The sequence below is a fragment of the Streptomyces lydicus genome (assembly GCF_001729485.1).
In the GTDB taxonomy this organism is placed as follows: domain Bacteria; phylum Actinomycetota; class Actinomycetes; order Streptomycetales; family Streptomycetaceae; genus Streptomyces; species Streptomyces lydicus_D.
Genome location: NZ_CP017157.1, coordinates 2,904,702 through 2,918,472, shown reverse-complemented (window position 1 = coordinate 2,918,472; position 13,771 = coordinate 2,904,702). Strand labels below are relative to the sequence as shown.

Annotated in this window: 4 protein-coding genes; all 4 read right to left on the bottom strand. The window is 75.2% G+C overall.

The annotated features are described in order from the left end of the window. Positions 1–40: 40 nt before the first annotated feature. The 4 genes from SL103_RS12510 to SL103_RS38645 are packed head-to-tail and all read right to left on the bottom strand — an operon-like array spanning position 41 to position 13,741. Positions 41–1,588: a prenyltransferase/squalene oxidase repeat-containing protein gene (locus SL103_RS12510; RefSeq protein ID WP_069568926.1), complete on the bottom strand. Its 1,548-nt coding sequence runs from the start codon at positions 1,586–1,588 to the stop codon at positions 41–43. Continuing rightward, on the bottom strand, positions 1,585–2,442 hold the full coding sequence (locus SL103_RS12505; protein ID WP_069568925.1) for a glycoside hydrolase family 16 protein: 858 nt from the start codon (positions 2,440–2,442) through the stop codon (positions 1,585–1,587). The genes SL103_RS12510 and SL103_RS12505 overlap by 4 nt, the downstream gene beginning before the upstream one ends. Positions 2,443–2,483: 41 nt before the next feature. Further along, positions 2,484–3,266: a thioesterase II family protein gene (locus SL103_RS12500; RefSeq protein WP_069568924.1), complete on the bottom strand. Its 783-nt coding sequence runs from the start codon at positions 3,264–3,266 to the stop codon at positions 2,484–2,486. Beyond that, entirely contained in the window at positions 3,263–13,741 is a 10,479-nt protein-coding gene (locus SL103_RS38645; RefSeq protein ID WP_432215350.1) for a type I polyketide synthase, read from the bottom strand. The genes SL103_RS12500 and SL103_RS38645 overlap by 4 nt, the downstream gene beginning before the upstream one ends. Positions 13,742–13,771 lie beyond the last annotated feature (30 nt).

Below are 13,771 nucleotides of genomic sequence, written 5' to 3'. Positions count from 1 at the left end.
GCGGGCCGTACGACCCGCCGTTCCGGCCCGCCGGCGCCGGTCAGTCGAGCCGCTGCGCGGCCAGCAGTGCGCCCAGGACGGCGGCGCGCACGATGTGGGCGGGGGTGTAGAGCTCCTTGCCGATCCACAGGGGCGGATGGCGGTCGCCCAGGCCGTGCCGCAGGAGGTGGTCGCGGCCGCGCAACGCCGCCGCGACCACCTCCTGGTCCCCCTCGGCCCGGGTGTCCAGGAGGATCCGCACCGCGTACGCGGTCTCCTCCGCGGTGCCGCCCCAGTGGCCCCAGGAGCCGTCGTCGTGCTGGTTGCGCAGCACCCAACTGACGGCCCGCCGCACCGTTGCGGCGGATTGCGCGCCGGCGTGCCGGTGCAGGGCGAGGACGCAGCGTGCGGTGGCGAAGAGCGGGGAGGCGTGCCACTTGTCCGACCAGCTGCCGTCCGGCTGCTGCCGCTCCCCCAGCCAGCGGGCGATCCGGGTGACCGCTTCGCGGTAGCGGGCGGCGTCGGCGGGACGGTGGTCGGCGTAGCCGCCGAGCGCTTCGAGGACGTGGGCGTTGGTGGTGTTGGACGGCTGGTGTTCCGGGAGGGTGGACATGAAGTGGCTGCCCGCGTCGTACTGCCACAGGTAGTGGGGCTCCTCCGGGGCGTTCAGCCGGGCGAGCGCCGTCAGGACGATGGCGCTGGTCTCGGCCTCGTAGGCGAAGCCCGGTGCGGTGGGCGCGCCGGAGCGTCCGACCTCGGGCGGCAGTCCCTCCGCCAGCGGCGCGAGCAGGTCGACGGGGGCGCCCGCGGTGGCGAGGTTGCCCAGGATCCAGGCCCGTTCGTAGTACGTCAGCGAGGTCATGGCGGGGACCGGTCCGCCGAGCCGGGCCTGGGTGGCGGTGAGGAAGCGGACGGAGGGGTGATCCGGGTCGGCGGGTTCGTCGGGGCCGAGCCAGGCCGCGGTCGCCGCGGCCGAGCAGCCCACGGCCCCGTCGACGGGCCGCATTTCGGCGGCGTTGACCGCGACCGGCCCGACGATCTCCAGGTAGTGGCCGGCCAGCGGGTTGCGCCAGGCATCCGTCCGCAGCTGGCGCAACACGGCGTCGGTCATGCCGTGCGGCAGCGGCAGCGGGCGCAGGGCGGTCCCGGGGATGCCGGGCGGCGGGGCGGCCAGCCGCGCGTTGATGTCCTCCACCAGGGCCGGAATGATCATGAAGTGGACGACGGTGGACGGTACGGCCTGCTGCTCGCTCTTGGCGAGTATCGCGGCCGCGGCGGTCAGTCCGCGGGTGGCGGCGGAGGCAACGGCGTCCCGCGGGGCGGGCGGCGCCTCGGGGCCTTCCCGGTCGAGGAGCGACAGCAGGGCCTGTATCGCGCTCAGGGTGGGGACCAGCGCGTAGCCGTCCGGGCCGCCCCAACTGCCGTCCGGGTTCTGCCCGTCGAGGAGGAAGGCGAGGCGCTCCGCATGGCCCGGGAGCCAGGGTGCCAGCGCGGTGAGCCGGGCCGTCTCGTAGACGGAGGGGCCCAGCGCGCCCGTCGGATCCCGGCGGACGTCGTGCACCAGCTCGGTGATCAGCGGATGGAGGTCCTGTGCGGTGGGCTGGTTCACGCCCGTGTCCCCTCGGTCGGTTCGGTCTCTTCGGAGATGGTCAGGTGGTCGACGAGCAGCGCGGACGGGAACGCGGACGGGTCCGGCGTGCCCGGCAGCACCGGTCCGCCCGGGCTGCCGATGATGACGGCCAGGCAGAAGAAGACGGGCTGGCGGAACAGCCATCCCTGGGGCGTGGTGTCCTCGGGTGTCAGCCGCAGGTACTCGCGGCCGTCGAGGGACCAGGTGAGGGAGTCGGGGTCGCGCCGCCAGACGACCGCGTAGGTGTGGAACCGGTCGCTGAGCGCGCTGCCGTCGCCGGTGGTGGTGGGGGCGCCCATGCCGAGGGAGGGGATCTGGTGGCACTCCGGGGAGTGCACGGCGCCCCAGACGGAGTCGGGTTCGGAGCCGAGCACCTCGAAGACGTCGATCTCTCCGGCCCGGTACCACGCCTGCACCGGGTCCTCGTCACCACGGTGGCGCAGCTGGGTGCCCCAGGCCCACATCGCGCAGTCGAGGCCGCTGCCGGGGGCGGTGCGGACCCGGGCCTCGATGCGCAGCGCGCCGCCGGGGCGGGGAACGAAGTCCTCCCGCCGGGTCTCGATCCACGCCGCCCGGTACCGGCCCCCGGTGCCGTCGGGGCCGGTACCGGCCTCGTACGTGGCGGTCAGGCGCAGGTGCCCGTCGCCGTCGAGCGCCAGGTGCCCGGGGTCGTCGGTGTGCTCCTCCACGCCGGCGCCGAAGGGGCTGCCGGTGACGGTCCGCCAGCGCTCCGGGTCCGGGGGTGCGCCCGCGTCGCCGTCGAAGGTGTCCTGCCAGATGACCCGCCAGCGGTCCGGGGCCGCTGCGGGCCGGTGCGCGGTGCGCTCGCTCATGACGTCCTTTCCGGGTGCCGGACGGGGGCCGCCGCCGGTCGTCATGCCGTCGCCGCGTGCGTCCGCAGGCGCCGGGCGACGGCGGCGATGACGTCCGCGGACCGGTCCGCGAGGAAGAAGTGGCCACCGGGGAAGATCTCGATGTCGCAGCCGCCGGTGGTGTGGTCGGACCAGGCCCGCGCTTCCTCGACGGTGGTGTGCGGGTCGGCGTCACCGGTGAGCACGGTGACCGGGCAGCGCACCGCGGCGTCGGGCGGGCAGCGGTGGGATTCGATCGCCCGGTAGTCGGCGCGCAGGGCGGGCAGGATCATCTCGACGATCTCGGGGTCGTCCAGCATCGCGGGGTCGGTGCCGCGCAGCAGCCGGAGTTCCCGGAGCAGCGCCGCGTCACCGCCGTCGCTGACCCGGTCGCTGCGGCGTCGGGAGGGCGCCCGGCGGCCCGAGAGGAACAGCATGAGGGGCCCCGCGCCGGTGTCCCGCTCCATCCGCCGGGCCACTTCGAAGGCGACGGTCGCGCCCATGCTGTGGCCGAACAGCGCGAGCGGACGGCCGGCGAGCGGGGTGAGCGCCTCGTGGGCGCGGTCGGCGAGTTCCGCGAGGTTGTCGATCGCCGGTTCGCCGTACCGCTCCTGACGTCCCGGATACTGCACGGCCACCACCTCCACCTGCGGGGACAGCGTGCGGGAGACCGGGTGGTAGAAGGTGGCCGAGCCCCCGGCGTGCGGGAAGCAGACCAGGGTCGGCGCACCGTCCGGAGCCGGGTGGTAGCGATGGATCCAGGGGTTGGCGCGGTGGATCGCGGATGCCGTCGCGGGGGTGGTCATGAAACGGGCTCCTTCAGTTGGTGCACTTCTTCGAGCAGGTACGTGGCGAGGGCTGCCGGTGTGGGGCAGTCGTAGATCAGGGTCGGCGGCAGCTCCACTCCGGTGTCCGCGACCAGTTGGTTGCGCAGTTCGACGGCGGTCATGGAGGCGAAGCCGATGTCGAGGAAGTCGTCGTCGGCGCCGACGGACCGCGGGTCGGCATGGCCGAGCACGGTGGCGGAGCGGGCCCGGACCAGCTCCAGCAGCAGGGCCGGCCGCTGGTCCGCCGGCAGCCCGGCGAGGCGCTGCCGCAGCTCGTCGGGTGTCCCGCCGCACGGCCCGCCGGGCCGGCCCGGCACGTCCCCGTCCCGGCCGTGGGCTGCGGCCTGCGCGGCCGACGCGGCCCGCACCGGCGGTAGTTCGCGGACCAGTGGGCTGACGCGGCCGGCGGGGCAGCCGGCGACGTACCGTTCCCCGTCCACGTCCGCCACGAGCCGGTCGGTGCCGCCGCCCGCGTCGAGGATCCGATGCAGCGCACGGACGGCCGCGGCCGGGTGCAGCGGGGTGAGCCCGTCGCTCGTGGCCGCCCGGTCCGTGGCGGCGTTCCCGGCCCACGGCCCCCAGGCGACCACGGTCACCGGCAGCCCCGACTCCCGCCGGTGGGCGGCCCAGGCTGCGAGGTGGGCGTCGGCGGCGGCAGCAGCCGCCTGCCCCTCGGCGCCCCAGGTACCGGCGGCGGAGGAGCAGACGACGAAGGCGTCCAAGGTGTCGGGGCCGAGCAGTTCGGCCAGGTGCTCGGCAGCCGCGGCCCGGGCGGTCAGGGCCTCGGCCAGGACGGTGCGCGGGGTGCCGCTCAGGGGGGCGGGGCGGGGCGTGCCGGCCGTGTGCACGACCGTACGCACCGGCCGGCCGTCGGTGGTCAGCCCGTCGAGGAGCGCGGCCAGCGCCGCCCGGTCGCGGGTGTCGCACCGGGCGACGGTGACCTCGGCCGGCAACTCCGCCAGTTCGCGGGTGAGTTGGTCGGGCGTGTCGGTGCCGGGCGGTACCAGCAGTACCAGGTGTTCGGCACCGGCGCGGGCCAGCCAGCGGGCGAGGTGCGGGCCCTCGGGCGTCGTCACGTCGGTGAGCAGTGCCGTTCCGCGCGTGGTCCAGCCGGGGGCGGGTCCGGTGGGCGGCTGCGGGGCCGGCACCAGGCGCCGGGCGTACGCGCCGGACGGCCGCAGGGCGACCTCGTCCTCCCGGCTCGCGCCGGTCTCGGCGAGCCCGCCGGCCTCCGCGTTCGGGCCCTTCGCATCCGCTCCGATCGCGCCGACGAGGACGGCACGCAGCCGGGCCCGGGCCCGCGCGTCGAGGTGCGCGGGCAGGTCGACCAGGCCGCCCCAGCGGTCGGCCGCCTCCCGGGCCGCGGCCCGGCCCAGCCCCCAGGTCTGCGCCTGAACGGGGTCCGCCGGCCGGTCGGAGCGGCCGACCGATACGGCGCCGCGGGTGGCCACCCAGACCGGCGCCGTGCCACCCGGCACGTCCCCGGCGTCGAGGGCGCGCAGCAGTTCCAGGGTGCGGGCCGGTCCGGGGGCGGTGCCGGGGTGGCCGGGCACCTCCCCCTCGGCGAGCCCGAGGAGCGAGAGCACGCCGTCGAGCTGCCGGCCGTCGGCCGCCCGGTGCAGCCGCTCCGCGAGCGTGGCCGCGCCGGGCGCGGACCGGTCCCGGCCGGCGTCGTCCGCCGCGTTGCCGGCCGCCCCCGCCGACTCGATCAGGATCACCTCGGCGCCGCCTTCCTCCAGCGCCGCGACCGCGCCGGCCACCACGGCATCGTCCGGGCGGCCGGCCGGGGCGACGACCAGCCAGGTGCCGGTGGGGGCCGGCGCGCCGGCACGGTCGGTCAGCGGGTGCCAGGCGAGGCGGTGGAACCAGTCCGCGCCCGGTTCGGCCGTGCCCGGTTCCGGCGCGGCCGGCGCCTCGGCGCGGCCGGCGCGCCAGTCGGACAGCAGCGCGAGCACGGCCTTCAGCGAGGTCTCCTCACGTGCCGAGTCCACGTCCAGCAGGGTGGCCAGCGCGACCGGGTCGCGGTCCGCGACGGCCCGCCAGAAGCGGTCCTCGGGCGCCCCGTCGGGACGTACCGACGCGGGGGCGTCCGGCGTGGCGGACGCGCGGGCGCCCACGGTGGACGGGGCGGAGCGCAGCCAGTAGCGGTCCCGCTGGAACGCGTACGTGGGCAGCTCCACCGGTCGCGCGCCGGTGTCCGCGAACACCGCCGGCCAGTCCACGCGTACGCCGCCGACGTGGAGTTCGGCGAGGGCGGTGGCCACCGCCTGGGGCTCCGGACGGTCCCTGCGCAGGCTCGCCACGGCCACCGCGTCCGCGCTCAGGCTCTCGCGCGCCATGGCGGTCAGTACGGCGTCGGGTCCCACCTCGACGAAGGTGGTCACGCCCTGTCCGGCCAGCGTGCGCACCTGGTCTGCGAAGCGCACGGCCTCCCGGGCGTGGCGCACCCAGTACTCGGGGTCGGTCAGCTGCTCGTCCGTCGCGGTGTCACCGGTGACGTCCGAGACCAGCGGGATGCGCGGGGCGTGGTAGGTCACCTCGCGGGCCACCTGCCGGAACGCGTCCAGGGCCGGGTCCATCAGCGGCGAGTGGAAGGCGTGGCTCACCCGCAGCCGGCGGGTCCTGCGCCCCAGCGCCTCGAAGTGCGCGGCGACGTCGGCGACGGCGCCCTCGGTGCCGGAGACGACCACCGACGCCGGGCCGTTCAGCGCCGCGACGGAGACCTCGCGTTCGTGTCCGGCCAGCAGCGGCAGCACCTCGTCCTCGGCGGCCTGGAGGGAGACCATGGCCCCGCCGCCGGGCAGCTCCTGCATCACCCTGCCCCGGGCGGTCACCAGCCGGGCCGCGTCGGCCAGGTCGAACACCCCGGCGACGTGTGCCGCCGCGAGTTCACCGATCGAGTGCCCGGCCACCGCGTCCGGCCGCAGGCCCCAGCTCTCCCACAGCCGGAACAGCGCGACCTCGACGGCGAACAGGGCAGGCTGCGCGTACTCCGTCCGTGCCAGCAGCGCGGCGTCCGGCGTCCCGGGGTCCGCGCACACCACCTCGCGCAGCGGCCGTGCCAGCCGCCGGTCGAGGTGGCCGCAGACCTCGTCGAAGGCCCGTGCGTAAACGGGGTGCGAGGCGTACAGCTCCGCCCCCATGCCCGCCCGCTGACTGCCCTGACCGGAGAAGAGGAACGCGGTCCGGCCGCCGGCCGCCGCGGTTCCCTGCAGGGCGCCGGGCGCGCTCTCCCCGCGGGCCAGGGAGGTCAGCGCCGCCAGGGCACCGGCCCGGTCCCCGGTGACGACCGCGGCGCGGTGCTCGAAGGCGGTTCGGGTGGTGGCGAGGGAGAGCCCCAGGTCCGCGGCGCCGGTCCCGGGCCGTTCGCTGACGAACTCCCTTAGCGTGGCGGCCTGTTCGCGCAGTGCCGCCGGCGTCCTGGCGGAGAGGACCCACGGCAGCACGGGCGTCGGCCCGCCGGGCGGGGTGGGGGTGTCGGACGTGTCGGGCCCGGCCCCCACGGTCATGGGTGCGGGCTGCTCCAGGATCACGTGCGCGTTGGTGCCGCTGATCCCGAAGGAGGAGACACCGGCCCGGCGCGGCCGTCCGGTCTCCGGCCAGGGAATCCGCTCGGTCAGCAGCGAGACCGCGCCCGCCGACCAGTCCACATGTTGCGACGGCCGGTCCACATGCAGCGTCCGCGGCAACACCCCGTGCTGCAACGCCAGCACCATCTTCATCACACCACCCACCCCGGCCGCAGCCTGGGTGTGTCCCATGTTGGACTTCAACGAGCCCAGCCACAGCGGCTGTTGACCGGCGCGCTGCTGCCCGTAGGTGGCGAGCAGGGCCTGCGCCTCGATGGGGTCACCGAGCCTGGTGCCGGTGCCGTGTCCCTCGACCGCGTCGACATCCGCCGGCTCAAGGCGCGCGTGGGCGAGGGCTTGGCGGATGACGCGTTGCTGGGCGGGGCCGTTGGGCGCGGTCAGGCCGTTGCTGGCACCGTCCTGGTTCACGGCGCTGCCGCGGACCACGGCCAGCACCGGATGCCCGTTGCGCCGCGCGTCCGACAGCCGCTCCAGCAGCAGCACCCCCACGCCCTCGCCCCAGCCGGTGCCGTCCGCGCCGTCGGCGAACGCCTTGCAGCGCCCGTCGGCGGCGAGGCCCCGCTGCCGGCTGAAGCCGACGAAGGTACCCGGGGTGGCCATCACGGTCGCCCCGCCGGCCAGTGCGAGGGTGCACTCGCCGCTGCGCAGCGCCTGCGCCGCCAGGTGCAGCGCCACCAGCGACGACGAGCACGCGGTGTCCACCGTCACCGCCGGGCCCTCCAGCCCGAGGGCGTACGACACCCGGCCCGACGCGATGCTGCCCGCGCTGCCGTTGCCGAGGAACGCCTCGACGTCCTCGGGTACGTCGACCGGTCCGCTGCCGTAGTCGTGGTACATCACGCCGGTGAAGACACCGGTAGGGCTGCCCCGCAGCGCACGGGGGTCCAGCCCCGCCCGCTCGACCGCCTCCCACGACGTCTCCAGCAGCAACCGCTGCTGCGGATCCATCGCCAGCGCCTCACGCGGCGAGATCCCGAAGAACCCCGCGTCGAAGTCACCCGCGTCGTAGAGGAATCCGCCCTCGCAGGAGTACGTCGTGCCCGGGTGGTCCGGGTCCGGGTGGTACAGCTCCTCGGTGTGCCAGCCGCGGTCGGCGGGGAAGTCGGAGATCACGTCGCTGCCGGCGGCGACGAGCTGCCACAGCTGTTCCGGGGTACGGACCCCGCCCGGATAGCGGCAGGCCATGGAGACGATGACGACCGGGTCGTCCTGGTCCTCGGTGGGCGGGGACGCGGGCGTGGGCACCGGCGCGCCCGCCGTCCCGGCCGCCCCCGTGACCTCACCGGTGAGGTGACGGGCCAGCGCCTCGGGCGTGGGGTGGTCGAAGACCAGCGTCGCGGGCAGCTGGAGCCCGGTCGACGCGGTGAGGCGGTTGCGCAGTTCCAGGGCGGTGAGCGAGTCGAAGCCCAGCTCGTTGAAGGCCCGCTCGGCGGGCACCTCTTCAGGCCCCGCATAGCCCAGGATCTCGGCGGTCTGCTCCCGGACCAGGCGCAGGCCGGCCTCGTGGCGCTCGTCCTCGGGCAACGCGCGCAGGCGCTGGGCGAAGGACCGCGTCGGCTCGGCATCCGGTGCGTCCGCCGCGGCGCGACGCAGGGTCTTCGGCAGCAGCCCGCGCAGCATGGCCGGTACGTCGCCGGGCCCGTCGGCGGCGGCCCGCAGCGCGCCGAGGTCCAGCCGGAGCGGCAGGAGGTGGGGCTCTTCCGTGGCGCAGGCGGCGTCGAGCAGCGCCAGGCCGTCGTCCGTGGAGAGCCCCTGGACGCCGGACCGGCTCAGCCGGTGACGGTCGGTGTCGGTCAGCTCGTCCGTCATGCCGCCGGCGGTGTCCCACAGGCCCCAGCCGAGTGAGGTGGCGGGCAGACCCTGGGCACGACGTCGCTGCGCCAACGCATCCAAAAACGCATTCGCCGCCGCATAACTCCCCTGCCCCGGACCACCCAACGTCCCCGCCGCAGAAGAAAACAGCACAAACGCCTTCAGATCCACACCACGCGACACCTCATCCAACACCACCGCACCCTCCACCTTCGGCCGCAGCACACCCCCCACCCGCTCCGGAGACAACCCCTCCACCACACCGTCATCCAACACACCCGCCGCATGCACCACAGCCGAAACCCGATGCTCAGCAAACACACCCGCCAACACACCACGATCCGCCACATCACACGCCACCACCACCGCCTCAACACCCAACCCACGCACCTCAGCAGCCAATTCCTCAGCAGGACGACGCGACACCAACACCACACGCCGCACCCCACACACACCCACCAAATGCCGCACCACCACACCCGCCAACACGCCACTGGCACCCGTCACCAGCACCGCACCCTCACCCCACACACCACCCCGCACACCACTCACCACCGGCACCCGCGCCCGCACCACACGCGGCACCCACACCACACCCCCACGCACCGCAACCTGCGGCTCCCCACACACCACCACCGCACCCAACACACCCAACGAAGCAGCCACACCACCACCGCCCAACCCCGCCCCCGCACCCGCATCCACATCCACCAGCACAAACCGATCCGGATGCTCCGACTGCGCCGACCGCAACAAACCCCACACCGGTGCGTGCGCCAGTCCGGGCAGCTCTTCGTCCGGTCCGGCCGCGACGGCCCCCCGGGTCAGCACGACCAGCCGCGAGGAGGCGAAGCGCTCATCGGCCAGATACTCCTGGACCAGCGCCAGCACCCGGTGCAGAGCCGGGTGCAGCTCTCCCGAGCAGGGCACGACCACCACGTCGGGCGCGGTGGCCAGCGAGGCGAGATCGGCGCTGCGTACCGCGCCGGGCAGTGCGGCGGCGACCTCGGCGCACCAGGCACCGGACCGGTCGCCGTGGCCGTCGCTGTCGCTGTCGCTGTCGCCGTGGTCGTCGCCTTCGCCGATCACCGCGTAACTCGTCGCCTGCCGGCCGGGGTTCTCCGTGCCACCGGTGCTCCCGGGGATGCCGGTGCTCCCGGTGTCCCCTGGGGTCAGCGGCTGCCAGGTCACCCGGTACAACGACTCCCGTACGGCGTTCCGTACGCCCGCCACCTGGCCCGCGGTGACCGGCCGCAGCGCCAGCGAGTCGACCGTGACGACCGGCGCGCCCGCGGGGTCGGCGACGTCCAGGGCGATCCGGGTACCGGCGGAGCCGTCGCCCGCGGCGGTGTCCTCGGTGAGGGTGGTCAGCCGGACGCGCAGGGTGCGCGCGCCGGTGGCGTACAGCCGTACGCCGCGCCAGGCGAACGGCATGCGGGGGCGCGCCTCCTCGTCCGCCGCGCCGGTCGCCAGTCCGACGGTCTGGAGGGCGGCGTCGAGCAGCGCCGGGTGCAGGCCGTACAGGTCGGCGTCCCCGGCGGTGTCGGCCTCGGACGGCAGGGCCACCTCGGCGAAGACCTCGTCACCGCGCCGCCAGGCCGCCCGCATCCCCTGGAAGGCCGGGCCGTAGGCGACACCGGCTTCGCTGCCGCGCCCGTACCACTCGGCCACCTCCAGCGGCTCGGCCCCCGGCGGCGGCCAGGCCGTCGGCTCGAAGGGCCGCGGCCGGTGGGCGGGGGCCGCCGCTGCCACCAGGGTGCCGCCGGCGTGCCGCGTCCAGGGCGTGCCGGCCGGGTCGGCGTCCGGCCGGGAGTGCACGGTGAACGTGCGGCGCCCGGCCTCGTCGGCGGGCTCGATCAGCAGCCTGAGCTGCAGCCCGCCGTCGGCGGGCAGCACGACCGGGGTCTCCAGCGTCAGTTCGTCCAGGAGGTCGCAGCCGGCCCGTGCGCCGGCCCGCAGCGCGAGTTCCACCAGGGCGGTGCCCGGCAGGACGGCACTGCCCAGGACGGTGTGATCGGCCAGCCAGGGCTGGGCAGCGAGCGACAGCCGCCCGGTGAGGACCAGTTCGCCGGTTCCGGGGGCCTCCACGACCGCGGCGAGCAACGGGTGGGCCGCGTCCTCCAGGCCCAGGGACGCCGCGTCACCGCCGTGCGTCAGCGGGCTCCGCGGCCAGTAACGCTGCCGCTGGAACGCGTACGTGGGCAGGTCCACGCGCCGCTGCCGGTCGTCGCCACCGAGATACCCGGCCCAGTCGACCTCCGTGCCGCGGACGAAGGCCGCGGCGACGGCCTCCAGCACCGACTCCGGCTCGGGGCGGCCGCGGCGCAGCGTCGCGGCGAACGGCGAGCCGCCCACCGACTGCGCCGGCCCGTCACCGAGGGCTTCCTGCCCCATCGCGCACAGCACCCCGCCCGGGCCGAGCTCCAGGTACGTACCGACGCCGAGGTCGCGCAGGGCGCGGACGCCGTCGCCGAAGCGCACCGCCTGCCGGATGTGCCGCACCCAGTACTCGGCTGCGCACAACTCCTCAGCCGTGGCCGTGCGTCCGGTCACGTTGGAGATGACGGGTATGCGCGGCGGGTGGAAGTCCACGGTTTCCGCGACGCGCCGGAAGTCCCGCAGCATCGGGTCCATGCGCGGGGAGTGGAAGGCGTGGCTGACGTTGAGCCGCTTGGTGCGGTGACCGCGGCCGGCCAGCTCGGCGGCCACCGCGAGGACCGCGTCCTCGTCACCGGACACGACCACGGACCGGGGCCCGTTGACGGCCGCGATGCCCACCCGGTCCTCCTGGCCGGAAAGCAGCGGCCGTACGTCGTCCTCGCCCGCCCGGACGGACACCATCGCGCCGCCGGCGGGCAGCGCCTGCATCAGCCGCCCACGGGCAGCCACCAGCCGGCAGGCGTCGGCCAGACCGAAGACGCCCGCGACGTGCGCGGCGGCCAGTTCCCCGATGGAGTGCCCCAGCAGCGCGTCGGGGCGCATCCCCCAGCCCTCCACCAGCCGGTACAGCGCGACCTCGACGGCGAAGAGCCCGGCCTGGGTGTAGCGGGTCCGGTCGAGCGCCTCCGCGTCGGGTGAGGCGGGTTCGGCGAACAGCACGTCGAGCAGGGGTCGTTCAAGGTGCGGATCGAGGTGCCGTGCGACCTCGTCCAGTGCCGCGGCGAACGCCGGGGCGGCGGTGTACAGCTCGCGCCCCATGCCGGCGTACTGGCTGCCCTGGCCGGTGAACAGGAAGGCGGTCCGACCCTCCCGGCGGCCCGGGCCGCGCACCACGGACGGCGTGGTACGCCCCTCGGCGAGCGCGTCGAGGGCGGCGGGCAGTCCGCCGGGACCGCCGGAGTGCAGCACCGCCCGGTGCTCGAAGGCGGTGCGGGTGGTGGCGAGCGCGAGGGCGGTCGCGCGCGGGTCGTCGGCCCCGTGGGCGGCCAGGTGGGCGCGCAACCGCTCCGCCTGGGCACGCAGCGCGGCCCCGGAACGGCCCGACAGCACCCAGGGGACGGGCAGCGCACGGGCGGCGGCGGGGGCGTCGGGGGCGGGCTCGGCAGACTCCGCGGACTTCACGGACTCCGCGGACCGTACGAACTCCGCGGACTGTACGGACTCCGCGGTCTGTACGGACTTTGCGAACTTGCCCGGAACCGGGAGGGGTGCCTCCGGTTCCGCCGTCGCCGCCCGTTCCGTCGCCTCCTGGTCGTCCGGGGCCTGTTCGACGATGACATGCGCGTTGGTGCCGCTGACGCCGAAGGAGGAGACGCCGGCCCGGCGCGGCCGTCCGGTCTCCGGCCAGGGAATCCGCTCGGTCAGCAGCGAGACCGCGCCCGCCGACCATTCCACGTGCCGCGACGGCCGGTCCACATGCAGCGTCCGCGGCAACACCCCGTGCTGCAACGCCAGCACCATCTTCATCACACCACCCACCCCGGCCGCAGCCTGGGTGTGCCCGATGTTGGACTTCAACGAGCCCAGCCACAGCGGCTGTTGACCCGCACGCTGCTGCCCGTACGTCTCCAGCAGGGCCTGCGCCTCGATGGGGTCACCGAGCGCGGTGCCGGTACCGTGCGCCTCCACGGCGTCCACGTCGGCGCAGGTCAACCGGGCCTGGGCGAGGGCCTGCCGGATGACCCGCTCCTGGGCGGGTCCGTTGGGCGCGGTCAGACCGTTGCTGGCACCGTCCTGGTTCACGGCGCTGCCGCGGACCACGGCCAGCACCGGATGCCCGTTGCGCCGCGCGTCCGACAACCGCTCCAGCAACAGCACCCCCACACCTTCGGAGAGGTTCGTGCCGTCCGCGCTGTCCGCGAACGCCTTGCAGCGCCCGTCGGACGCCAGCCCGATGCCCTGTCCGCGCGCGAACTCGTCGAACAGCACGGGCGTGGACATCACCGCGGCGCCGCCGGCCAGTGCGAGGGTGCACTCACCGTTGCGCAGCGCCTGCGCCGCCAGGTGCAGCGCCACCAGCGACGACGAGCACGCGGTGTCCACCGTCACCGCCGGGCCCTCCAGCCCGAGCACATACGACACCCGGCCCGACGCAATGCTGCCCGCACTGCCGTTGTAGACATAGCCCTCGACCGCGTCCGGGGAGCGGAGTACGAGGTCGGCGTAGTCGTGGTACATCACGCCGGTGAAGACACCGGTACGGCTGCCCCGCAGCGCACGGGGGTCCAGCCCCGCCCGCTCGACCGCCTCCCACGACGTCTCCAGCAGCAACCGCTGCTGCGGATCCATCGCCAGCGCCTCACGCGGCGAAATACCGAAGAACCCCGCGTCGAAGTCACCCGCGTCATGCACGAACCCGCCTTCACCGCGCAGGACGTCGGTATTCCAGCCGCGGTCGGCGGGGAACTCCGAGACCGCGTCCTCACCCTCGGCCACCAGTCGCCACAGGTCTTCCGGCGTCCGGACGCCGCCGGGGAAGCGGCAGCTCATCGCGACGATCGCGAGGGGCTCATGGGAGCGGTCGACGAGCTCACGGTTGTGCTGGCGCAGCCGCTCGGTCTCCTTGAGGGAGGCTCGCAGGGCGGCGACGACCTTCGCGTCAGGGTTGGTCATCTGGTTCTCCACGTTCCGCGTTCCGCCTGC